This window comes from Mixta hanseatica, from assembly GCF_023517775.1.
In the GTDB taxonomy this organism is placed as follows: Bacteria; Pseudomonadota; Gammaproteobacteria; order Enterobacterales; family Enterobacteriaceae; genus Mixta; species Mixta hanseatica.
The window spans coordinates 3,970,228-3,994,765 of record NZ_CP082904.1 but is presented as its reverse complement, the minus strand read 5'-3'; the positions used below and the strand labels follow the sequence as shown (position 1 = coordinate 3,994,765).

Genomic DNA, 24,538 nt, shown 5'->3' with positions numbered 1-24,538 from the left:
AGAATAATGAAAGCGTTGATCCTGTTTTCCAGCCGTGACGGACAAACGCGGGAAATTGCGTCTTATATAGCGAATACGTTGAAAGCGCATCAGGAGTGCGACGTCATCAATATCCTGCACGCGCAACAGATCGACTGGACGCAATACGATCGGGTACTGATAGGCGCATCCATTCGCTATGGACATTTCCAGCCGGCGGTGGCGCGTTTTGTGAAAAAGCATCTGGCCGAGCTGCAGCAGCGCGTAAGCGGATTCTTTTCCGTTAACCTGACGGCACGTAAGCCGGAAAAGCGTACGCCGCAAACCAATGCTTATACGCGTAAGTTTTTACTACAGTCGCCATGGCAGCCGGATAGCTGCGCCGTGTTTGCCGGGGCGCTGCGGTATCCGCGCTACGGCTGGTTCGACCGTGTGATGATCCAATTTATTATGCGTATGACCGGCGGCGAGACCGATCCGCGTAAAGAAGTAGAGTATACCGACTGGCAACAGGTAGAGCGTTTCGCTAAAGAATTTGTCCAAATGAGCAGCAAATCGCGCTAAAAAGAAACGGATTGCTGAAAAATAAACCTAACAATCATTTTTTTGAAATAAACACTTGTCAGGGGTCGAGAACTCCCTATAATGCGCCTCCATCGACACGGCACAACGGCTTACGCCACGCGGTGTTGAGCGGTTCAGCGAAGTCTGAATCGCCGGAGAAAAACTTCTGAAAAAGGGGTTGACTCTGAAAGAGGAAAGCGTAATATACGCCACCTCGCGACAACGGCACGAAACGCCGGTCGCACTGCTCTTTAACAATTTATCAGACAATCTGTGTGGGCACTCACGGACGGGATATCGCAAAAATAATTGCAGTATCAAGTCTCAGAGTGAACACGTAATTCATTACGACGTTTTTCTCGAGCATCAGACTTTTAATTGAAGAGTTTGATCATGGCTCAGATTGAACGCTGGCGGCAGGCCTAACACATGCAAGTCGAACGGTAACAGAGAGCAGCTTGCTGCTCTGCTGACGAGTGGCGGACGGGTGAGTAATGTCTGGGGATCTGCCCGATGGAGGGGGATAACCACTGGAAACGGTGGCTAATACCGCATAACGTCGCAAGACCAAAGTGGGGGACCTTCGGGCCTCACACCATCGGATGAACCCAGATGGGATTAGCTAGTAGGTGGGGTAACGGCTCACCTAGGCGACGATCCCTAGCTGGTCTGAGAGGATGACCAGCCACACTGGAACTGAGACACGGTCCAGACTCCTACGGGAGGCAGCAGTGGGGAATATTGCACAATGGGCGCAAGCCTGATGCAGCCATGCCGCGTGTATGAAGAAGGCCTTCGGGTTGTAAAGTACTTTCAGCGGGGAGGAAGGGAGTGAGGTTAATAACCTTATTCATTGACGTTACCCGCAGAAGAAGCACCGGCTAACTCCGTGCCAGCAGCCGCGGTAATACGGAGGGTGCAAGCGTTAATCGGAATTACTGGGCGTAAAGCGCACGCAGGCGGTCTGTCAAGTCGGATGTGAAATCCCCGGGCTCAACCCGGGAACTGCATTCGAAACTGGCAGGCTAGAGTCTCGTAGAGGGGGGTAGAATTCCAGGTGTAGCGGTGAAATGCGTAGAGATCTGGAGGAATACCGGTGGCGAAGGCGGCCCCCTGGACGAAGACTGACGCTCAGGTGCGAAAGCGTGGGGAGCAAACAGGATTAGATACCCTGGTAGTCCACGCCGTAAACGATGTCGACTTGGAGGCTGTGAGCTTGACTCGTGGCTTCCGGAGCTAACGCGTTAAGTCGACCGCCTGGGGAGTACGGCCGCAAGGTTAAAACTCAAATGAATTGACGGGGGCCCGCACAAGCGGTGGAGCATGTGGTTTAATTCGATGCAACGCGAAGAACCTTACCTGGCCTTGACATCCACGGAATTCTGCAGAGATGCGGAAGTGCCTTCGGGAACCGTGAGACAGGTGCTGCATGGCTGTCGTCAGCTCGTGTTGTGAAATGTTGGGTTAAGTCCCGCAACGAGCGCAACCCTTATCCTTTGTTGCCAGCGGTTCGGCCGGGAACTCAAAGGAGACTGCCGGTGATAAACCGGAGGAAGGTGGGGATGACGTCAAGTCATCATGGCCCTTACGGCCAGGGCTACACACGTGCTACAATGGCGCATACAAAGAGAAGCGACCTCGCGAGAGCAAGCGGACCTCATAAAGTGCGTCGTAGTCCGGATCGGAGTCTGCAACTCGACTCCGTGAAGTCGGAATCGCTAGTAATCGTGGATCAGAATGCCACGGTGAATACGTTCCCGGGCCTTGTACACACCGCCCGTCACACCATGGGAGTGGGTTGCAAAAGAAGTAGGTAGCTTAACCTTCGGGAGGGCGCTTACCACTTTGTGATTCATGACTGGGGTGAAGTCGTAACAAGGTAACCGTAGGGGAACCTGCGGTTGGATCACCTCCTTACCATGCTGAATCCCGCCCGTGAAGTGCTCACACAGATTGTCTGATAGAAGTAACGAGCAAGGCGTTTACGCGTAGGGGGTACAGTGACAAAAGATATTGTCGCTCGATTTTCTTAAGAAAATCTCGCCCTTACACGAAATTAGCGAATCGGTGATTCGCACAGCAAATTTCGTGTCCCCTTCGTCTAGAGGCCCAGGACACCGCCCTTTCACGGCGGTAACAGGGGTTCGAATCCCCTAGGGGACGCCACTTGCTGGTCTGTGAGTGAAAGTCACCTGCCAAAATATCTTAAAACTGACTGAGAAGTCGGCTTTAAGATATTGCTCTTTAACAATCCGGAAACAAGCTGAAAATTGAAAACGGAACAACGTTATGTTGTTCACGATTCTCTCAATACTTACATCCCGAATCAGTACACCGGGACGAGCGAGCAAAACGACAGCAAGGCGTACAGCGCGCAGCAGGCGGAGTGGACTTATTGTCCATGAGCATGGCGAGCACTGCACAACGAAGCTGACGTGATGCGCAGCCGTCACGAGACGTCTGTGGGTTGTGAGGTTAAGCGAATAAGCGTACACGGTGGATGCCCTGGCAGTCAGAGGCGATGAAGGGCGTGCTAATCTGCGATAAGCGCCGGTAAGGTGATATGAACCGCTATTAACCGGCGATACCCGAATGGGGAAACCCAGTGCAATCCGTTGCACTATCATGTCATGAATACATAGTGGCATGAGGCGAACCGGGGGAACTGAAACATCTAAGTACCCCGAGGAAAAGAAATCAACCGAGATTCCCTGAGTAGCGGCGAGCGAACGGGGAACAGCCCAGAGCCTGAATCAGCATGTGTGTCAGTGGAAGCGTCTGGAAAGGCGCACGGTACAGGGTGACAGTCCCGTACACGAAGATGCATGTGCTGTGAGCTCGATGAGTAGGGCGGGACACGTGGTATCCTGTCTGAATATGGGGGGACCATCCTCCAAGGCTAAATACTCCTGACTGACCGATAGTGAACCAGTACCGTGAGGGAAAGGCGAAAAGAACCCCGGCGAGGGGAGTGAAAAAGAACCTGAAACCGTGTACGTACAAGCAGTGGGAGCCTCTTTATGGGGTGACTGCGTACCTTTTGTATAATGGGTCAGCGACTTATATTCTGTAGCAAGGTTAACCGTATAGGGGAGCCGCAGGGAAACCGAGTCTTAACCGGGCGCTAAGTTGCAGGGTATAGACCCGAAACCCGGTGATCTAGCCATGGGCAGGTTGAAGGTTGGGTAACACTAACTGGAGGACCGAACCGACTAATGTTGAAAAATTAGCGGATGACCTGTGGCTGGGGGTGAAAGGCCAATCAAACCGGGAGATAGCTGGTTCTCCCCGAAAGCTATTTAGGTAGCGCCTCGTGAATTCATCTCCGGGGGTAGAGCACTGTTTCGGCTAGGGGGCCATCCCGGCTTACCAACCCGATGCAAACTGCGAATACCGGAGAATGTTATCACGGGAGACACACGGCGGGTGCTAACGTCCGTCGTGAAGAGGGAAACAACCCAGACCGCCAGCTAAGGTCCCAAAGTCATGGTTAAGTGGGAAACGATGTGGGAAGGCCCAGACAGCCAGGATGTTGGCTTAGAAGCAGCCATCATTTAAAGAAAGCGTAATAGCTCACTGGTCGAGTCGGCCTGCGCGGAAGATGTAACGGGGCTAAACCATGCACCGAAGCTGCGGCAGCGACACTGTGTGTTGTTGGGTAGGGGAGCGTTCTGTAAGCCGTCGAAGGTGTGCTGTGAGGCATGCTGGAGGTATCAGAAGTGCGAATGCTGACATAAGTAACGATAAAGCGGGTGAAAAGCCCGCTCGCCGGAAGACCAAGGGTTCCTGTCCAACGTTAATCGGGGCAGGGTGAGTCGACCCCTAAGGCGAGGCCGAAAGGCGTAGTCGATGGGAAACGGGTTAATATTCCCGTACTCGGTGTTACTGCGAAGGGGGGACGGAGAAGGCTATGTTGGCCGGGCGACGGTTGTCCCGGTTTAAGCGTGTAGGCTGACTTTCCAGGCAAATCCGGAGGGTCAAGGCTGAGGCGTGACGACGAGGCACCACGGTGCTGAAGCAACAAATGCCCTGCTTCCAGGAAAAGCCTCTAAGCATCAGGTAACAACGAATCGTACCCCAAACCGACACAGGTGGTCAGGTAGAGAATACCAAGGCGCTTGAGAGAACTCGGGTGAAGGAACTAGGCAAAATGGTGCCGTAACTTCGGGAGAAGGCACGCTGGCATGTAGGTGGAGGGACTTGCTCCCCGAGCCGAAGCCAGTCGAAGATACCAGCTGGCTGCAACTGTTTATTAAAAACACAGCACTGTGCAAACACGAAAGTGGACGTATACGGTGTGACGCCTGCCCGGTGCCGGAAGGTTAATTGATGGGGTTATCGCAAGAGAAGCTCCTGATCGAAGCCCCGGTAAACGGCGGCCGTAACTATAACGGTCCTAAGGTAGCGAAATTCCTTGTCGGGTAAGTTCCGACCTGCACGAATGGCGTAATGATGGCCAGGCTGTCTCCACCCGAGACTCAGTGAAATTGAACTCGCTGTGAAGATGCAGTGTACCCGCGGCAAGACGGAAAGACCCCGTGAACCTTTACTACAGCTTGACACTGAACATTGAGCCTTGATGTGCAGGATAGGTGGGAGGCTGTGAAGTGCGGACGCCAGTTCGCACGGAGCCATCCTTGAAATACCACCCTTTAATGTTTGATGTTCTAACCTGGCGCCGTGAACCGGCGTGGGGACAGTGTCTGGTGGGTAGTTTGACTGGGGCGGTCTCCTCCCAAAGTGTAACGGAGGAGTACGAAGGTCAGCTAATCACGGTCGGACATCGTGAGGTTAGTGCAATGGCATAAGCTGGCTTGACTGCGAGAGTGACGGTTCGAGCAGGTGCGAAAGCAGGTCATAGTGATCCGGTGGTTCTGAATGGAAGGGCCATCGCTCAACGGATAAAAGGTACTCCGGGGATAACAGGCTGATACCGCCCAAGAGTTCATATCGACGGCGGTGTTTGGCACCTCGATGTCGGCTCATCACATCCTGGGGCTGAAGTAGGTCCCAAGGGTATGGCTGTTCGCCATTTAAAGTGGTACGCGAGCTGGGTTTAGAACGTCGTGAGACAGTTCGGTCCCTATCTGCCGTGGGCGCTGGAAGACTGAGAGGGGTTGCTCCTAGTACGAGAGGACCGGAGTGAACGCACCGCTGGTGTTCGGGTTGTCATGCCAATGGCACTGCCCGGTAGCTAAGTGCGGAAGAGATAAGTGCTGAAAGCATCTAAGCACGAAACTTGCCTCGAGATGAGTCTTCCCTGAGACCCTGAGTCTCCTGAAGGGACGTTGAAGACGACGACGTTGATAGGCCGGGTGTGTAAGCGCAGCGATGCGTTGAGCTAACCGGTACTAATGACCCGTGAGGCTTAACCTTACAACGCCACAGGCGTTTTGAGTTGAGAGATTTTCAGCTTTGTTCACCGGATAGATATTTGCGGGAACGGAAGATTTTGTGCTGAAGCCAGGCGGCCAGCGAGACATAACGAAGGCGCATACAGAAGTATGTAACTGAGTTATGCGAGAGCAGCCAACGCAGCAGCAGCGCAAAAGAGCCGTTCCGTGCACAAAGAATTTGCCTGGCGGCAAGAGCGCGGTGGTCCCACCTGACCCCATGCCGAACTCAGAAGTGAAACGCCGTAGCGCCGATGGTAGTGTGGGGCTTCCCCATGCGAGAGTAGGGAACTGCCAGGCATCAAAACAACGACAGAGCCTCAGCGAAAGCTGGGGCTTTTTCGTGTCTGCGGCCTGCTGGATAACCCCCTCTTTTCTCTACTTACGTCCGTGATCTTCAGAAGTCCCGGCTGGCCGGCTCTTTGTACCCGAAGCCTGCTGGAGATTATCAATTCGCTTTTTTGCCTCTTCTATCTCGCTGAACTGCGCCTTTACCTGACTGGCCGCTTCTCTGTTATCCGCCTACGTTTTATTTTTAGAAATCTTCTCCCGCCAGCCAGGATAAAATTTTCTTCCCGCTCCAGCGATCGGGTAAACTGAGCGCAGTTAATCGGAAAAGGCCGCTTCATGTCCACTCCTGCATTTTCACTTAAAAAATTACATACCTTCGCCATTGAAACGGGCGCCGAAAAAATTGTATACGCAGCAACGCCGCAAGCTATTCTTGCAGCCTGGCGTGAATGCTATCAGCATAATTTGCCCTTCCTGTTGTTAGGCGAGGGCAGTAACGTCCTTTTCCTGCAGCCTTTTAGCGGCATAGTCGTCATAAATCGCATCAAAGGGATCGCTATCACCGAAAGTGCAGATCGCTGGCATGTGCAGGTAGGGGCCGGTGAAAACTGGCATCACCTGGTAACCTATACGCTACAGCAAGGTATCGCTGGACTGGAAAACCTCGCTTTAATTCCAGGCTGCGTTGGCTCTTCGCCAATCCAGAATATCGGTGCTTATGGCGTAGAGTTAAAAGATGTCTGTGAATGGGTTGAAGTCCTTGAACTGGAAAGCGGTCAGATTCATCGAATGACGGCAGCAGAATGTCAGTTTGGTTATCGCGACAGCGTCTTCAAGCATCATCTGCAGCACGGTTATGCGATCATCAACGTCGGGTTTAGCTTACCTAAACGCTGGCAACCTGTAATGAGCTATGGCGATCTGGCTAAGATGGATGCGGCAACCGTAACGCCGCAGCAAATTTTTGATGCCGTTTGCCATATGCGTCGTAGCAAGTTGCCCGATCCTGCCATAACCGGCAATGCCGGCAGCTTTTTCAAAAACCCTGTTATTGATGCAGAACAGGCCGCGTCGCTGCTGACCGCCTGGCCGCATGCTCCACACTACCCGCAAAGTAATGGCAACGTTAAGCTGGCAGCGGGCTGGCTTATTGATCACTGCCAGCTTAAGGGCTATCGCATTGGCGGGGCGGCGGTACATCAGCAACAAGCTCTGGTATTAATTAATGCTGAAGAAGCAACCGCGCAGGATGTGGTCGCATTAGCGCGTGAAATCAGGCAGCGCGTAGGCGAAAAATTTAACGTCTGGCTGGAACCTGAAGTGCGGTTTATTGGTGCTGACGGAGAGAAGAATGCCGTTGAGGTCATTTCATGAAAGATAACAGCGTACCGTTAAAGTTGGTGGCTATTTTAGCTGATGGAGAATTCCATTCGGGCGAGCAAATTGGCGAAAAGCTAGGAATGAGTCGTGCCGCGATAAATAAACATATCCAGACGCTGAAAGAATGGGGGTTGGATGTCTTTACGGTTACGGGCAAGGGTTATTGTCTGCCTGAGCCTGTTCAGTTGCTGGATGAAGCGGAAATCAATCAGCGCCTGGATCAGCAGGGGGTGGCAGTTATACCCGTTATAGACTCAACTAACCAATACCTGTTAGAACGCATGGGGTCGCTAAAAACCGGTGACGCTTGCGTAGCTGAATACCAACAGGCAGGCCGTGGACGCCGTGGGCGCCAGTGGTTTTCTCCTTTCGGCGCTAATCTCTATCTCTCGATGTATTGGCGTCTTGAACAAGGGCCTGCCGCAGCGATGGGCTTAAGCTTAGTTATCGGTATCGTTATTGCTGAAGTATTGCAGCAGCTGGGTGCAGAAGGCGTAAGGGTAAAATGGCCGAACGATCTTTATTTGAACGATCGTAAACTGGCGGGCATCCTGGTTGAAATGATCGGAAAAACAGGCGATGCGGCGCAAATCGTTTTTGGCGCGGGAATTAACCTGAAAATGCGTACACCTGATGCCAGCGTAGTCAATCAGGGCTGGATTAACCTGCAAGAAGCAGGCATCACTATCAACCGTAACGAACTGGTCAGCCTGTTGGTAAACCAATTACGCCATAGCCTGCGTGATTTTGAACGCGAGGGATTAGCGCCTTTCCTGCCTCGCTGGCAGCGGCTGGATAACTTTATCAACCGGCCGGTGAAGTTACTGATTGGCGAGCGGGAAGTATTAGGTATCGCTCGTGGTATTGATCAGCAAGGCGGATTACTGCTTGAACAAGATGGCGTAACGAAGCCCTGGGTAGGCGGCGAAATATCCCTGCGTCCGCAAAATTAATTGCTTATCGCGTTAGTCAGAGCGCTTCTGGCGGAGCATCTCTCTTCTGCCAGAAGCCGCATCCCACCTTATTTACGTAACCGCACCTTTTCCACGGCATGATTAGCGCTTTTGCTGAGAATCAGGCTGGCACGTTCGCGCGTGGGTAAAATATTTTCCTTCAGGTTACGCCAGTTGATCTCTTTCCATAGCTGGGTGGCAATTTTCACCGCTTCCTCTTCTGAAAGCTGAGCGTAATGATGAAAATAGGAGTCGGGATCGGTGAAAGCCCCTTTTCTGAACTTCAGGAAGCGTTTGATATACCAGTCTTCCAGTAAATCTTCAGGCGCATCGACGTAAATAGAAAAATCAACGAAATCAGAGACGAATACGTGATGGGGATCGTGAGGATAATCCATCCCGCTTTGCAGGACGTTTAAGCCTTCAAGGATTAAAATATCCGGCTGCTGCACCACTTTATCCCCATCAGGAATGACATCATAAATCAGATGTGAATAAACTGGGGCGGTCACTTCGCTTGCCCCTGATTTCAGGTCGGCGACGAAATTGACTAACCGATGCATATCATAGGATTGGGGAAACCCTTTCTTCTTCATCAGGTCGCGTTCTTTTAATACGGCGTTCGGATGAAGAAAACCATCGGTAGTAATTAATTCAACGCGACGATGTTCTGGCCAGCGGCTTAGCAAAGCCTGTAAAACGCGCGCAGTGGTGCTTTTCCCTACCGCCACGCTGCCTGCAATGCTAATGATATAAGGGATCTTTTGCCCGTTAGTACCTAAAAACTGTTCCAGCACTGCCTGGCGACGTAGGTTCGAATTAATATAAAAATTCAGCAAACGGGACAGCGGCAAATAGATTTCAGCCACTTCTTCCAGCGAAAGATCTTCATTAATCCCTTTCAGACGAGCGATCTCATCCTCTGATAATGTCATCGGGACAGAATCACGTAACGCAGCCCATTGTTGGCGACTGAATGACAGATACGGGGTGGTAAACGAGGGCTCTTTATTACTCATAAGCATGCTTCTGCCAGCAGATATTTACCGAATGGCAACAGGTAAGCATAGCGTTCTTCCTGTGCCCTGAGGGTAATTTCAGAAAACAATGCGCAGGAGGTTAACACCAGTAACAGGAGAAAAAGAAGGAAAAAAATGCATCGTTAAATGCAATCGGAACGATCCCCGCAGTTTTTGTTATTGCTATGCAATAGAACGCAGGAGACCATGCGCTAAACGCTGGCGGTTTGCTCAGTCGATAAAGGAGGATGAATAAGGCATCCAGTTTTAAACAGCGAGAAATAAAATGTGATGCTTATCACATAAAACAGTTTTACTGGCTTTTCTCTTCCTGCTGGATAAACCTCAGACGCACAATGCCGCAATGTAATCGAGCAATATAACCGCGCGATGATAAAAAATGACGTGGCGAAGAGGCCTTTGAGCCGATTAAAAGTGAGCGGAAGAAGAAAGCTCCACGCCCTTACGCCGTTGTGATACCAGCCGGAACGGTTGTTTTTTCTTCAAAAAATGACAAATTTGCGAAGAATTGCACAAATAGTGACCGATAGAACATTTATCGCAATTTTTTTGTTGCATACGCCAGCCGGTCTTCCTAGAATGCGCCTCACTTGATGCCGGCTTAGCTCAGTAGGTAGAGCAACTGACTTGTAATCAGTAGGTCACCAGTTCGATTCCGGTAGCCGGCACCATCAAGTATCAGGTGGGATTCCCGAGCGGCCAAAGGGAGCAGACTGTAAATCTGCCGTCACAGACTTCGAAGGTTCGAATCCTTCTCCCACCACCATATTAAGCTTTGGCAACGAAGCTAAACCAAATTGAAACGCCAATGGTTTTCAGTTTGGAGAAGGTGAGAACCTTCGTTAAGGTTCGAGTCGAGCAGCGCGAGACAACGCGCACCGCGCGGCCCGAAGGGTGAGGAGCAAAGCGACGAATAATCCTTCTCCCACCACCATATTCAGACTGAGCTCAAGCACAGTCAGAGTCAGCAAGCAACGCAAGTTGGCTCGAAGCTCGAATAATAAGCCTCCTTAACTTATTATTCATTTGCTACAGAAAGAACAGGTAGCCGAGTTCCAGGTTGCGGGCATCGTATAATGGCTATTACCTCAGCCTTCCAAGCTGATGATGCGGGTTCGATTCCCGCTGCCCGCTCCAGATGTGCTGATATGGCTCAGTTGGTAGAGCGCACCCTTGGTAAGGGTGAGGTCCCCAGTTCGACTCTGGGTATCAGCACCACTTCTTTATCTCCCTCCCTGATTCTTCCTGTACAAAAAAATTCAACAGCACAGGCGATGCCTGGTTGATGTGGTGATATCACCGATTTAACCGTGTCTTAGAGGGACAATCGATGTCTAAAGAAAAATTTGAACGTTCAAAACCGCACGTCAACGTCGGTACTATCGGCCACGTTGACCACGGTAAAACTACCCTGACTGCAGCTATCACTACCGTTCTGGCGAAAACCTACGGTGGCGCAGCGCGCGCATTCGATCAGATCGATAACGCGCCGGAAGAAAAAGCGCGTGGTATCACCATCAACACCTCTCACGTTGAATATGACACCCCGACTCGCCACTACGCGCACGTTGACTGCCCGGGCCACGCCGACTATGTGAAAAACATGATCACCGGCGCTGCTCAGATGGACGGCGCTATCCTGGTTGTTGCTGCGACTGACGGCCCGATGCCGCAGACCCGTGAGCACATCCTGCTGGGTCGTCAGGTTGGCGTTCCTTACATCATCGTGTTCCTGAACAAATGTGACATGGTTGATGACGAAGAGCTGCTGGAACTGGTTGAAATGGAAGTACGTGACCTGCTGTCACAGTACGACTTCCCGGGCGACGACACCCCGATCGTTCGCGGTTCAGCGCTGAAAGCGCTGGAAGGCGAAGCTGAGTGGGAAGAGAAAATCATCGAGCTGGCTGGTCACCTGGATTCTTACATCCCGGAACCTGAGCGTGCAATTGATAAGCCGTTCCTGCTGCCGATCGAAGACGTATTCTCTATCTCTGGCCGTGGTACCGTTGTTACCGGTCGTGTTGAGCGTGGCGTGATCAAAGTGGGTGAAGAAGTTGAAATCGTGGGTATCAAAGATACTGCGAAATCTACCTGTACCGGCGTTGAAATGTTCCGCAAACTGCTGGATGAAGGCCGTGCTGGTGAGAACGTTGGCGTTCTGCTGCGTGGTATCAAACGTGAAGAGATCGAGCGTGGCCAGGTTCTGGCTAAGCCGGGCTCCATCAAGCCGCACACCCAGTTCGAATCAGAAGTTTATATTCTGTCCAAAGACGAAGGCGGCCGTCACACTCCGTTCTTCAAAGGCTACCGTCCGCAGTTCTACTTCCGTACTACTGACGTGACTGGCACCATCGAACTGCCGGAAGGCGTTGAGATGGTGATGCCGGGCGACAACATCAAAATGGTTGTTACCCTGATTCACCCGATCGCGATGGACGACGGTCTGCGTTTCGCCATCCGTGAAGGCGGCCGTACCGTAGGCGCGGGCGTTGTTGCTAAAGTTCTGGGCTAATCGCCGATAACATTTGACGCAACGTACAAGAAGAGGGCATCATTTGATGCCCTTTTTATACGCTGTAACATAGAACCTGGCTCATCAGTGATTTTCTGCTCATAATCATTGCTGAGACAGGCTCTGTAGCACGGCGTGATCGACCGAGTTACGCCTCAACAGCTGCATTCGGTTTGGCTGCCTCGCATGCGCGGGGCAAAATTGTTTCTGATTTATGTGGCAGGTTGGTTTATGAGTGCTAATACCGAAGCTCAAGGAAGCGGGCGCGGCCTGGAAGCGATAAAGTGGGTAGTCGTCGCCATTTTGCTGATCGCAGCAATCGTGGGTAACTTCTATTATCGCGAAGTGACCTTACCGCTGCGCGCATTGGCTGTTGTTGTTCTCATCGCGGCGGCAGGCGGCATCGCATTGCTGACGACGAAGGGTAAAGCAACGCTGGCTTTCGCTCGTGAAGCCAGAACCGAAGTGCGCAAAGTCATTTGGCCTACGCGTCAAGAAACGCTGCATACCACGTTAATCGTTGCCGCGGTTACCGCCGTGATGTCACTGATTTTGTGGGGGCTGGATGGTATTCTGGTCCGTCTGGTATCGTTTATCACTGGCCTGAGGTTCTGAGATGTCTGAAGCTCCAAAAAAGCGCTGGTACGTCGTTCAGGCGTTTTCCGGTTTTGAAGCGCGCGTAGCACAGTCGCTGCGTGAGCATATCAAATTGCACAATATGGAAGAATTGTTTGGCGAAGTCATGGTGCCCACGGAAGAAGTGGTTGAAATCCGTGGCGGCCAGCGTCGCAAAAGCGAGCGCAAATTCTTCCCGGGCTACGTCCTGGTGCAAATGGTTATGAATGACGCGAGCTGGCACCTGGTGCGCAGCGTTCCGCGCGTTATGGGATTCATCGGCGGTACTTCCGATCGTCCGGCACCGATTAGCGATAAAGAAGTCGATGCGATCATGAACCGTCTGCAACAGGTTGGCGACAAACCCCGTCCGAAAACGCTGTTCGAACCGGGTGAAATGGTTCGCGTTAACGATGGTCCGTTTGCTGACTTTAACGGCGTGGTGGAAGAGGTTGATTATGAGAAGAGCCGTCTGAAGGTCTCTGTCTCTATCTTCGGTCGTGCCACCCCGGTTGAGCTGGATTTCGGCCAGGTCGAAAAAGGCTAATTCCCCAATCGAAATTTTCGATTAAGGGTTGCAGAAGGCGCGAAATTGCCCTACAATTTCGCGCCTTTTGTTTTTATGTGGCGCCAGCGCCATGTGAAAGATTAATCACGGGAAGCCTTAAACGGCGTTATACCCAAAAGAGGAAATATCATGGCTAAGAAAGTACAAGCCTACGTTAAGCTGCAGGTTGCAGCTGGTATGGCTAACCCGAGTCCGCCAGTAGGTCCGGCTCTGGGTCAGCAGGGCGTTAACATCATGGAATTCTGTAAAGCGTTTAACGCCAAAACAGAAAGCCTGGAAAAAGGTCTGCCGATCCCGGTTGTTATTACCGTTTATTCTGACCGTTCTTTCACCTTCGTTACCAAAACGCCTCCGGCAGCTGTGCTGCTGAAAAAAGCGGCGGGTATTAAGTCTGGTTCCGGCAAGCCGAACAAAGACAAAGTCGGTAAAGTAACCCGTGCTCAGGTACGTGAAATCGCAGAAACCAAAGCTGCGGACATGACTGGTGCTGACGTAGAAGCGATGACTCGCTCTATCGAAGGTACTGCTCGTTCCATGGGCCTGGTAGTGGAGGACTAAGAAATGGCTAAGCTGACCAAGCGCATGCGCGTGATCCGTGACAAAGTTGATTCTACCAAACAGTATGACATCAACGAAGCTGTTGCTCTGCTGAAAGAACTGGCTACCGCTAAATTCGTTGAAAGCGTTGACGTTGCTGTAAACCTCGGCATCGACGCTCGTAAATCTGACCAGAACGTGCGTGGCGCAACCGTACTGCCGCACGGTACCGGCCGCTCTGTACGCGTTGCTGTGTTTACCCAGGGCGCGAACGCTGAAGCTGCTAAAGCAGCTGGCGCTGAGCTGGTAGGTATGGAAGATCTGGCAGAACAGATCAAAAAAGGCGAAATGAACTTTGACGTTGTTATCGCATCTCCGGATGCAATGCGCGTTGTTGGCCAGCTGGGCCAGGTTCTGGGCCCGCGCGGTCTGATGCCGAACCCGAAAGTGGGTACGGTTACGCCGAACGTTGCTGAAGCAGTTAAAAATGCTAAAGCTGGCCAGGTTCGCTACCGCAATGACAAAAACGGCATCATCCATACCACTATCGGTAAGGTTGATTTCGATGCTGACAAACTGAAAGAAAACCTGGAAGCTCTGCTGGTTGCGCTGAAAAAAGCAAAACCGTCTCAGGCGAAAGGCGTGTACATCAAGAAAGTTAGCCTGTCTACCACCATGGGCGCTGGCGTTGCCATCGACCAGGCTGGTCTGACTGCAGTGGCGAATTAATAATCGCTTTACGCGGGCGAAAGTTTCTACTAGAATCTTACGCCCGTTGTTCTGTTAAACAGAACGCCTGCCTGAACCTGATTATTTAGCGTCTGTAAAGCCGTTAAAGAAAAGAGAGGCAACAGATTTTCGGTTGGAGCCTGGCCTTATCCAGGCCTCCGTCCAAGACCGCAGGTGTTTCGTAAGAAACTTAATCGTCCTGCGTAGACGGTGACAGAGCCTGAAGAATATTTTTATTTTCTGGATTCTGCTCACCGTGTTTTAGCGCCTGGCTTCCTTTCGGTCGCCAGGTGAAGTGAGTTCCGGTGGAATTTTTCCCCCGGCTAAAATCCAGGAGCAAAAGCTAATGGCATTAAATCTTCAAGACAAACAAGCGATTGTTGCTGAAGTCAGCGAAGTAGCCAAAGGCGCGCTGTCTGCGGTAGTTGCGGATTCCCGTGGCGTGACCGTAGATAAAATGACTGAACTGCGTAAAGCAGGTCGTGAAGCTGGCGTTTACATGCGTGTTGTTCGTAACACCCTGCTGCGCCGCGTCGTAGAAGGTACTCAGTTCGAGTGCCTGAAAGACACGTTTGTTGGTCCGACCCTGATTGCATATTCTATGGAACATCCGGGCGCTGCTGCTCGTTTGTTCAAAGATTTCGCGAAAGCGAATGCAAAATTTGAGGTCAAAGCTGCAGCCTTTGAAGGTGAGCTGATCCCGGCGGCACAAATTGACCGTCTGGCAACGCTGCCGACCTACGAAGAAGCACTGGCACGTCTGATGTCGACCATGAAAGAAGCCGCTGCAGGCAAACTGGTCCGCACCCTGGCTGCCGTACGCGATGCAAAAGAAGCCGCTTAAGGCCTTCTTTTACTACGCACTTTTACGTACACACTATTTTCTGATTCTTAGGAACAATTGTCATGTCTATCACTAAAGATCAAATTCTGGAAGCAGTAGCCGCTATGTCCGTAATGGAAGTGGTTGAGCTGGTTTCCGCTATGGAAGAAAAATTCGGCGTTTCTGCTGCTGCCGCTGTAGCTGTTGCTGCTGGCCCGGCTGAAGCTGTTGAAGAAAAAACTGAGTTCGACGTAGTCCTGAAAGCTGTTGGCGCTAACAAAGTTGCTGTGATCAAAGCAGTACGTGGCGCAACTGGCCTGGGCCTGAAAGAAGCGAAAGATCTGGTTGAATCTGCACCGGCTGCGCTGAAAGAAGGCATCAGCAAAGATGACGCTGAAGCTCTGAAAAAATCCCTGGAAGAAGCTGGCGCTGAAGTTGAAGTTAAATAAGCCAACCCTCCAGGTTGCAGCCTGACTTTTTAGGCTGATGGCTGGTGACTTTTTGGTCACCAGCCTTTTTGCGCTACAGGGCCTCAATGGGGTTTCGCACTGTTTGTCCATTGAGCGTCTTCAATATCTTTTTCTATCGACGCCTTAATATACTGCTTCCCTGCAGGGTTCCCTGCCCATGCAACAGCAATGAAATGATTTAAGAGTGATAGAAAGACGTATTGCGGAAGGTGTCTCGCACTTTCCGGCAAACAAAATAGTGTTGCATGAACTGTCCTTCAGGACGGACAGAGTGGGTCGACTTGTCAGCTAGCTGAGGAACCCTATGGTTTACTCCTATACCGAGAAAAAACGCATTCGTAAGGATTTTGGCAAACGTCCACAGGTTCTGGACGTACCCTATCTCCTTTCTATCCAGCTTGACTCGTTCCAGAAGTTTATCGAGCAAGATCCGGAAGGCCAATACGGTCTGGAAGCTGCATTCCGTTCCGTATTCCCAATCCAGAGCTATAGCGGCAACTCTGAGCTGCAGTACGTCAGCTACCGCTTAGGCGAACCAGTATTTGATGTGAAAGAGTGTCAGATCCGTGGCGTGACATATTCTGCTCCGCTGCGCGTTAAGCTGCGCCTGGTGATCTACGAGCGCGAAGCGCCGGAAGGCACCGTTAAAGACATCAAAGAACAAGAAGTATACATGGGCGAAATTCCGCTCATGACCGAAAACGGTACCTTTGTCATCAACGGTACTGAAAGGGTTATCGTTTCTCAGCTGCATCGTAGTCCTGGCGTATTCTTTGACAGCGATAAGGGTAAAACCCACTCATCGGGTAAAGTGCTGTATAACGCACGTATCATCCCTTACCGCGGTTCATGGCTTGACTTTGAGTTTGACCCGAAAGACAACCTGTTCGTCCGTATTGACCGTCGTCGTAAACTGCCGGCCAGTATCATTCTGCGTGCGCTGAGCTTCACCACGGAGCAGATTCTTGATCTGTTCTTCGAAAAAGTGGTGTTTGAGATCCGTGACAACAAGCTGCAGATGGAACTGGTGCCTGAGCGTCTGCGTGGCGAAACCGCCTCCTTCGATATCGAATCGAACGGCACGGTCTACGTTGAAAAAGGCCGTCGTATTACCGCGCGTCACATTCGTCAGCTGGAAAAAGATGGTATCCAGCATATCGAAGTGCCGGTGGAATATATCGCAGGCAAAGTGGTTGCTAAAGATTACGTTGACGAAAGCACCGGCGAGCTGATCGTAGCCGCTAACATGGAGCTGTCGCTGGATCTGCTGGCTAAACTGAGCCAGGCGGGTCATAAGCGTATCGAAACGCTGTTTACCAACGACCTGGATCACGGCGCTTATATCTCCGAAACGCTGCGTGTTGACCCAACCAACGATCGCCTGAGCGCGCTGGTTGAGATCTATCGCATGATGCGTCCTGGCGAGCCGCCGACGCGTGAAGCGGCGGAAAACCTGTTTGAGAATCTGTTCTTCTCCGAAGACCGTTACGATCTTTCTGCGGTAGGCCGCATGAAGTTCAACCGATCTCTCGGCCGTGATGAAATCGAAGGCTCCGGTATCCTGAGCAAAGAAGACATCATCGAAGTGATGAAGAAGCTCATCGGTATCCGTAACGGTAAAGGCGAAGTGGATGATATCGACCACCTCGGTAACCGTCGCATCCGTTCCGTAGGCGAAATGGCGGAAAACCAGTTCCGTGTAGGTCTGGTGCGTGTTGAGCGTGCGGTGAAAGAGCGTCTGTCACTGGGCGATCTCGATACCCTGATGCCGCAGGATATGATTAACGCTAAGCCGATCTCCGCGGCAGTGAAAGAGTTCTTTGGTTCCAGCCAGCTGTCTCAGTTTATGGACCAGAACAACCCGCTGTCTGAGATCACGCACAAGCGTCGTATCTCTGCTCTCGGCCCAGGCGGCTTGACGCGTGAGCGCGCAGGCTTCGAAGTGCGAGACGTACACCCGACTCACTACGGTCGCGTCTGCCCAATCGAAACGCCGGAAGGTCCGAACATCGGTTTGATCAACTCCCTGTCGGTTTATGCGCAGACTAACGAATACGGCTTCCTTGAAACGCCGTACCGTCGCGTTATCGATGGCGTGGTCACCGATGAAATTCATTACCTCTCTGCTATTGAAGAGGGTAACTACGTTATCGCTCAGGCGAACACCAACCTCGACGAAGAAGGTCACTTCGTAGATGACCTGGTGACATGCCGTAGCAAAGGCGAATCGAGCCTGTTCAGCCGCGACCAGGTTGACTACATGGACGTTTCCACCCAGCAGGTGGTTTCTGTCGGTGCGTCCCTGATCCCGTTCCTGGAGCACGATGATGCTAACCGCGCCTTGATGGGTGCGAACATGCAACGTCAGGCGGTTCCGACTCTGCGTGCTGATAAGCCGCTGGTAGGTACCGGTATGGAACGAGCGGTAGCGGTTGACTCCGGTGTGACTGCCGTAGCGAAACGTGGTGGTACCGTACAGTATGTTGATGCTTCTCGTATCGTTATCAAAGTTAACGAAGAAGAGATGTACCCGGGCGAAGCCGGCATCGACATCTACAACCTGACTAAATACACCCGTTCTAACCAGAACACCTGCATCAACCAGATGCCGTGTGTTTCTCTGGGTGAGCCGGTTGAGCGCGGTGACGTGCTGGCTGATGGTCCGTCCACCGATCTGGGTGAACTGGCGTTGGGTCAGAACATGCGCGTAGCGTTCATGCCGTGGAACGGCTACAACTTCGAAGACTCCATTTTGGTCTCCGAGCGTGTAGTACAGGAAGATCGCTTTACTACGATTCACATTCAGGAACTGGCCTGCGTGTCGCGTGACACCAAGCTGGGGCCAGAAGAGATCACCGCTGATATCCCGAACGTGGGTGAAGCTGCGCTCTCCAAACTGGATGAATCCGGTATCGTTTATATCGGTGCGGAAGTGACCGGCGGCGATATTCTGGTTGGTAAGGTAACGCCGAAAGGTGAAACCCAGCTGACGCCAGAAGAGAAACTGCTGCGTGCGATCTTCGGTGAGAAAGCGTCTGACGTTAAAGACTCTTCTCTGCGCGTACCGAACGGCGTTTCAGGTACCGTTATCGACGTGCAGGTCTTTACCCGCGATGGCGTGGAAAAAGACAAGCGCGCGTTGGAAATCGAAGAGATGCAGCTGAAGCAGGCGAAAAAAGACCTGACTGAAGAACTGCAGATCCTCGAAGCCGGCCTGTTTGCCCGTATCCACTCAGTGCTGGTTTCCGGCGGCGTGGAAGCGGAAAAACTGGACAAGCTGCCGCGTGAGCGTTGGCTGGAGCTGGGCCTGACCGACGAGCAGAAACAGAATCAGCTGGAGCAGCTGGCTGAGCAGTACGATGAGCTGAAGCACGAGTTCGAGAAGAAACTTGAAGCTAAGCGCCGCAAAATCACTCAGGGCGATGACCTGGCACCGGGCGTGCTGAAAATCGTTAAAGTGTATCTGGCCGTTAAACGTCAGATCCAGCCTGGTGACAAGATGGCAGGTCGTCACGGGAACAAAGGTGTTATCTCCAAGATCAACCCGATCGAAGATATGCCTTACGATGAGAACGGCACGCCGGTCGACATCGTACTGAACCCGCTGGGCGTACCGTCACGTATGAACATCGGTCAGATTCTGGAAACGCACCTGGGCATGGCGGCCAAAGGCATTGGTGACAAGATCAATGCGATGCTGAAGAAGCAGGAAGAAGTGGCCAAACTGCGTGAGTTTATCCAGCGTGCTTACGATCTGGGCGCCGACGTACGTCAGCGTGTTGATCTGAATACCTTCTCTGACGATGAAGTGCTGCGCCTGGCTGAGAACCTGAAAAAAGGTATGCCGATCGCAACGCCGGTGTTTGATGGCGCGAAAGAAAGCGAAATCAAAGAGCTGCTGCAGCTTGGCGATCTGCCGACTTCTGGCCAGATCACCCTGTTTGATGGCCGTACTGGCGAGCAGTTCGAGCGTCCGGTTACCGTTGGCTACATGTACATGCTGAAACTCAACCACCTGGTTGATGACAAAATGCATGCACGTTCTACCGGCTCTTACAGCCTGGTTACTCAGCAGCCGCTGGGTGGTAAGGCGCAGTTCGGTGGTCAGCGCTTCGGTGAGATGGAAGTGTGGGCGCTGGAAGCATACGGCGCGGCCTACACGCTGCAGGAAATGCTTACCGTTAAGTCTGATGACGTTAACGGTCGTACCAAGATGTACAAGAACATCGTGGACGGCAACCATCAGATGGAACCGGGCATGCCGGAATCTTTCAACGTACTGTTGAAAGAGATCCGCTCGCTGGGTATCAACATCGAGCTGGAAGACGAGTAATTACCGCAAGGTAGCACTCGCAGTCGTACTGGTTACAAGAGAGTCCGGGCTTGCCCGGGCTTTCTTGAGAAGTCTCACTCCGACGGGAGCTAATCCGTGAAAGACTTACTTAAGTTTCTGAAAGCGCAAACTAAAACCGAAGAGTTTGATGCGATCAAAATTGCTCTGGCCTCGCCAGACATGATCCGTTCCTGGTCTTTCGGTGAAGTGAAAAAGCCGGAAACCATTAACTACCGTACCTTCAAGCCAGAGCGTGATGGTCTGTTCTGCGCCCGTATCTTCGGGCCGGTAAAAGACTATGAATGCCTGTGCGGTAAGTACAAGCGCCTGAAACACCGCGGTGTTATCTGTGAGAAGTGCGGCGTTGAAGTGACCCAGACTAAAGTGCGCCGTGAGCGTATGGGCCACATCGAGCTGGCTTCCCCGACTGCGCATATCTGGTTCCTGAAGTCTCTGCCGTCCCGTATCGGTCTGCTGCTGGATATGCCGCTGCGCGATATCGAACGCGTACTCTACTTCGAATCTTATGTCGTGGTTGAAGGCGGCATGACCAACCTTGAGAAGCGCCAGATCCTGACTGAAGAGCAGTATCTGGATGCGCTGGAAGAGTTTGGCGACGAATTCGATGCGAAAATGGGCGCGGAAGCGATCCAGGCGCTACTGAAAAATATGGATCTGGAGCAGGAATGCGAGCAGCTGCGTGAAGAGCTGAACGAAACCAACTCCGAGACCAAACGTAAAAAGCTGACCAAGCGTATCAAGCTGCTGGAAGCGTTCGTTCAGTCTGGCAACAAGCCGGAGTGGATGATCCTGACCGTGCTGCCGGTACTGCCGCCGGACCTGCGTCCGCTGGTTCCGCTGGACGGCGGTCGTTTCGCGACGTCTGACCTGAACGATCTCTATCGTCGCGTCATTAACCGTAACAACCGTCTGAAACGTCTGTTGGATCTGGCTGCGCCGGACATCATCGTACGTAACGAAAAACGTATGCTGCAGGAAGCGGTAGATGCGCTGCTGGATAACGGCCGTCGTGGTCGCGCCATTACTGGCTCTAACAAGCGTCCGCTGAAATCGCTGGCTGACATGATCAAAGGTAAGCAGGGTCGTTTCCGTCAGAACCTGCTGGGTAAACGTGTCGACTACTCTGGTCGTTCCGTTATTACCGTAGGTCCTTACCTGCGTCTGCATCAGTGCGGTCTGCCGAAGAAAATGGCGCTGGAGCTATTCAAACCGTTTATCTACGGCAAGCTGGAGCTGCGTGGTCTTGCTACCACCATCAAAGCCGCCAAGAAAATGGTTGAGCGTGAAGAAGCGGTGGTATGGGATATCCTGGATGAGGTTATCCGTGAGCACCCGGTTCTACTGAACCGTGCGCCGACACTGCACCGTCTGGGTATCCAGGCCTTTGAACCGGTTCTGATCGAAGGTAAAGCGATTCAGCTGCACCCGCTGGTTTGTGCGGCTTATAACGCCGACTTCGATGGTGACCAGATGGCTGTGCACGTACCGCTGACGCTGGAAGCCCAGCTGGAAGCGCGTGCGCTGATGATGTCGACCAACAACATTCTGTCTCCGGCGAACGGCGAACCTATCATCGTTCCGTCTCAGGACGTTGTACTGGGTCTGTACTACATGACCCGCGACAAAGTGAACGCCAAAGGCGAAGGCATGGTGCTGACTGGCCCGAAAGAAGCTGAGCGTGTTTACCGCGCTGGCCTGGCCGAGCTGCATGCGCGCGTTAAAGTGCGTATCACTGAATATGAAAAAAATGAGCAGGGCGATTTCATCCCGAAAACCAGCCTGATCGATACGACTATCGGTCGCGCCATTCTGTGGATGATCGTGCCGCAGGGTCTGCCTTACTCCATCGTCAACCAGGCGCTGGGTAAAAAGGCGATCTCCAAAATGCTGAACACCTGTTACCGCATTCTGGGCCTGAAGCCGACCGTTATCTTTGCTGACCAGACCATGTACACCGGTTTTGCCTACGCAGCCCGTTCAGGCGCTTCCGTAGGTATCGATGATATGGTTATCCCGGCGAAGAAAGTGGAAATCATCACCGAAGCGGAAGCGGAAGTGGCTGAGATTCAGGAGCAGTTCCAGTCTGGTCTGGTAACCGCTGGCGAGCGCTATAACAAGGTTATCGATATCTGGGCCGCGGCGAACGAACGTGTTGCTAAGGCGATGATGGAAAACCTCTCTACCGAAACGGTGATCAACCGTGACGGCGAAGAGGAAAAACAGGTTTCCTTTAACAGCATCTTTATGATGGCCGACTCTGGTGCGCGTGGTTCCGCCGCTCAGATTCGTCAGCTGGCTGGTATGCGTGGTCTGATGGCGAAGCCGGATGGCTCCATCATCGAAACGCCGATCACCGCGAACTTCCGTGAAGGTCTGAACGTACTCCAGTACTTCATCTCCACGCACGGTGCGCGTAAAGGTCTGGCGGATACCGCACTGAAAACGGCAAACTCCGGTTATCTGACCCGTCGTCTGGTTGACGTGGCGCAGGATCTGGTGGTTACCGAAGATGACTGTGGTACGCATGAAGGCATCATGATGACGCCGGTTATCGAAGGTGGCGACGTTAAAGAGCCGCTGCGTGAGCGCGTTCTCGGCCGTGTAACGGCGGAAGACGTACTGAAGCCGGGCACCGCTGACATTCTGGTATCACGTAACACCCTGCTTGATGAGCACTGGTGTGACGTACTGGAACAGAACTCTGTCGACAGCGTTAAAGTCCGTTCTGTTGTTGCCTGTGAAACCGACTTTGGTGTGTGCGCGCACTGCTACGGTCGTGACCTGGCGCGTGGCCACATCATCAACAACGGTGAGGCTATCGGCGTTATCGCGGCGCAGTCAATCGGTGAGCCGGGTACACAGCTGACGATGCGTACCTTCCACATCGGTGGTGCGGCATCGCGTGCGGCTGCTGAATCCAGCATCCAGGTGAAAAACAAAGGTACTATCAAGCTGACCAACGCTAAGTCGGTAACCAACTCCGCTGGTAAGTTGGTAATTACCTCCCGTAACGTTGAACTGAAAATGATCGACGAATTCGGGCGCACCAAAGAAAGCTATAAAGTGCCTTACGGCGCAACCATGGCGAAAGGTGATGGTGAGCAGGTCAATGCCGGTGAAACGGTAGCGAACTGGGATCCACACACCATGCCGGTTATCACCGAAGTGAGCGGCTTTATTCGCTTTACCGACATGATCGACGGCCAGACCATTACTCGTCAAACTGACGAACTGACCGGTCTCTCTTCGCTGGTGGTACTGGATACCGCAGAACGTACCTCTGGTGGTAAAGATCTGCGTCCGGCACTGAAAATCGTTGATGCTAACGGTAACGACGTACTGATCCCGGGCACCGATATGCCGGCACAGTACTTCCTGCCGGGCAAAGCGATTGTCCAGTTGGAAGACGGTGTGAAAATCAGTTCTGGTGACACGCTGGCGCGTGTGCCGCAGGAATCTGGCGGTACTAAAGATATTACCGGTGGTCTGCCGCGCGTTGCTGACCTGTTCGAAGCGCGTCGTCCGAAAGAACCTGCGATCCTGGCTGAAATCAGCGGTATCGTTTCCTTCGGTAAAGAGACCAAAGGCAAGCGTCGCCTGGTGATCACGCCGATCGATGGTAGCGATCCATACGAAGAGATGATTCCGAAATGGCGTCAGCTCAACGTATTCGAAGGTGAGCGCGTAGAACGTGGTGACGTGATCTCCGATGGTCCAGAATCACCGCATGACATTCTGCGTCTGCGTGGCGTTCAGGCTGTGACCCGTTACATCGTTAACGAAGTGCAGGACGTATACCGTCTGCAGGGCGTTAAGATTAACGATAAACACATCGAAGTTATTGTGCGTCAGATGCTGCGTAAAGCAACCATCGCCAACGCGGGCAGCTCCGAGTTCCTGGAAGGCGAGCAGGTAGAATACTCACGCGTGAAGATTGCCAACCGCGATCTGGAAGCCAACGGCAAAGTGGGCGCAACTTACGCTCGCGATCTGTTGGGTATTACCAAAGCGTCACTGGCAACCGAATCGTTCATCTCTGCAGCATCGTTCCAGGAAACCACCCGTGTCCTGACCGAAGCGGCAGTAGCAGGCAAACGCGACGAACTGCGCGGCCTGAAAGAGAACGTTATCGTGGGTCGTCTGATCCCGGCTGGTACCGGTTATGCTTACCATCAGGATCGTATGCGTCGCCGCCAGTCTGGCGAGCCGACCGTGGCGCCTCAGGTTAGCGCAGAAGAAGCAACGGCCAGCCTGGCCGAGCTGCTGAACGCTGGCCTCGGTGGTAGCGACGACGAGTAATCGTCAGGTGTAGCGCCATAAATAAAAA

The 24,538-nt window shown here is 52.5% G+C and carries 13 protein-coding genes, 5 tRNA genes, 3 rRNA genes and 1 other RNA gene; 21 read left to right on the top strand and 1 reads right to left on the bottom strand.

What is annotated here, in order from left to right; genetic code table 11:
* Positions 1–6 precede the first annotated feature (6 nt).
* The 7 genes from hemG (at position 7) to birA (ending at position 8,560) form a co-directional block, all read left to right on the top strand.
* Positions 7–543, top strand: a complete 537-nt coding sequence (gene hemG / locus K6958_RS18915; protein WP_249892535.1) for a menaquinone-dependent protoporphyrinogen IX dehydrogenase — start codon at positions 7–9, stop codon at positions 541–543.
* A 375-nt stretch (positions 544–918) separates the two neighbouring features.
* Positions 919–2,460 (top strand): 16S ribosomal RNA (locus K6958_RS18910).
* 173 nt (positions 2,461–2,633) lie between these two features.
* A tRNA-Glu gene (locus K6958_RS18905) sits at positions 2,634–2,709 on the top strand.
* A gap of 307 nt (positions 2,710–3,016) precedes the next feature.
* A 23S ribosomal RNA gene (locus tag K6958_RS18900) occupies positions 3,017–5,919 on the top strand.
* Between the two features lie 201 nt (positions 5,920–6,120).
* A 5S ribosomal RNA gene (gene rrf / locus K6958_RS18895) occupies positions 6,121–6,236 on the top strand.
* The 16S, 23S and 5S rRNA genes sit together here with 1 tRNA gene alongside, the layout of an rRNA operon.
* A gap of 327 nt (positions 6,237–6,563) precedes the next feature.
* Complete coding sequence (murB, locus tag K6958_RS18890; RefSeq protein ID WP_249892534.1) at positions 6,564–7,601, top strand: UDP-N-acetylmuramate dehydrogenase; 1,038 nt, start codon at positions 6,564–6,566, stop codon at positions 7,599–7,601.
* Complete coding sequence (birA, locus tag K6958_RS18885; RefSeq protein WP_249892533.1) at positions 7,598–8,560, top strand: bifunctional biotin--[acetyl-CoA-carboxylase] ligase/biotin operon repressor BirA; 963 nt, start codon at positions 7,598–7,600, stop codon at positions 8,558–8,560. The genes murB and birA overlap by 4 nt, the downstream gene beginning before the upstream one ends.
* Before the next feature lie 68 nt (positions 8,561–8,628).
* On the opposite strand, the gene coaA is transcribed toward birA, so the two are convergent.
* The gene (gene coaA / locus K6958_RS18880) at positions 8,629–9,579 is read right to left on the bottom strand and encodes a type I pantothenate kinase (RefSeq protein WP_249892532.1); all 951 of its coding nucleotides are present in this window, start codon (positions 9,577–9,579) and stop codon (positions 8,629–8,631) included.
* A 616-nt stretch (positions 9,580–10,195) separates the two neighbouring features.
* Here coaA and K6958_RS18875 point away from each other — a divergent pair.
* The 14 genes from K6958_RS18875 to rpoC all read left to right on the top strand — a co-directional run bounded on the left by K6958_RS18875 (position 10,196) and on the right by rpoC (position 24,510).
* Positions 10,196–10,271 (top strand) — tRNA-Thr (locus K6958_RS18875).
* A gap of 10 nt (positions 10,272–10,281) precedes the next feature.
* Positions 10,282–10,366: transfer RNA gene (locus tag K6958_RS18870), tRNA-Tyr, on the top strand.
* A 43-nt stretch (positions 10,367–10,409) separates the two neighbouring features.
* Positions 10,410–10,534: non-coding RNA, RtT sRNA (locus K6958_RS18865), on the top strand.
* Between the two features lie 128 nt (positions 10,535–10,662).
* Positions 10,663–10,737, top strand: a tRNA-Gly gene (locus tag K6958_RS18860).
* A gap of 5 nt (positions 10,738–10,742) precedes the next feature.
* Positions 10,743–10,818 (top strand) — tRNA-Thr (locus tag K6958_RS18855).
* 112 nt (positions 10,819–10,930) lie between these two features.
* Positions 10,931–12,115, top strand: a complete 1,185-nt coding sequence (gene tuf / locus K6958_RS18850; protein WP_249892531.1) for an elongation factor Tu — start codon at positions 10,931–10,933, stop codon at positions 12,113–12,115.
* 231 nt (positions 12,116–12,346) lie between these two features.
* Complete coding sequence (gene secE, locus K6958_RS18845) at positions 12,347–12,730, top strand: preprotein translocase subunit SecE (RefSeq protein WP_249892530.1); 384 nt, start codon at positions 12,347–12,349, stop codon at positions 12,728–12,730.
* A 1-nt stretch (position 12,731) separates the two neighbouring features.
* Positions 12,732–13,277, top strand: a complete 546-nt coding sequence (nusG, locus tag K6958_RS18840) for a transcription termination/antitermination protein NusG (protein ID WP_085069543.1) — start codon at positions 12,732–12,734, stop codon at positions 13,275–13,277.
* Positions 13,278–13,427: 150 nt separating this feature from the next.
* A complete protein-coding gene (gene rplK, locus K6958_RS18835) occupies positions 13,428–13,856 on the top strand; it encodes a 50S ribosomal protein L11 (RefSeq protein ID WP_249892529.1) in 429 nt (142 codons plus the stop codon).
* Positions 13,857–13,859: 3 nt separating this feature from the next.
* Complete coding sequence (rplA, locus tag K6958_RS18830; protein WP_249892528.1) at positions 13,860–14,564, top strand: 50S ribosomal protein L1; 705 nt, start codon at positions 13,860–13,862, stop codon at positions 14,562–14,564.
* A gap of 346 nt (positions 14,565–14,910) precedes the next feature.
* Positions 14,911–15,408: a 50S ribosomal protein L10 gene (gene rplJ / locus K6958_RS18825; RefSeq protein WP_011091858.1), complete on the top strand. Its 498-nt coding sequence runs from the start codon at positions 14,911–14,913 to the stop codon at positions 15,406–15,408.
* Positions 15,409–15,470: 62 nt separating this feature from the next.
* On the top strand, positions 15,471–15,836 hold the full coding sequence (gene rplL, locus K6958_RS18820) for a 50S ribosomal protein L7/L12 (protein WP_038629792.1): 366 nt from the start codon (positions 15,471–15,473) through the stop codon (positions 15,834–15,836).
* Between the two features lie 325 nt (positions 15,837–16,161).
* Positions 16,162–20,190 carry a DNA-directed RNA polymerase subunit beta gene (gene rpoB / locus K6958_RS18815; protein ID WP_249892527.1) on the top strand — a complete coding sequence of 1,343 codons (4,029 nt, stop codon included), beginning with the start codon at positions 16,162–16,164 and terminating at the stop codon, positions 20,188–20,190.
* 96 nt (positions 20,191–20,286) lie between these two features.
* Positions 20,287–24,510, top strand: a complete 4,224-nt coding sequence (gene rpoC, locus K6958_RS18810) for a DNA-directed RNA polymerase subunit beta' (protein ID WP_249892526.1) — start codon at positions 20,287–20,289, stop codon at positions 24,508–24,510.
* Positions 24,511–24,538: the final 28 nt, after the last annotated feature.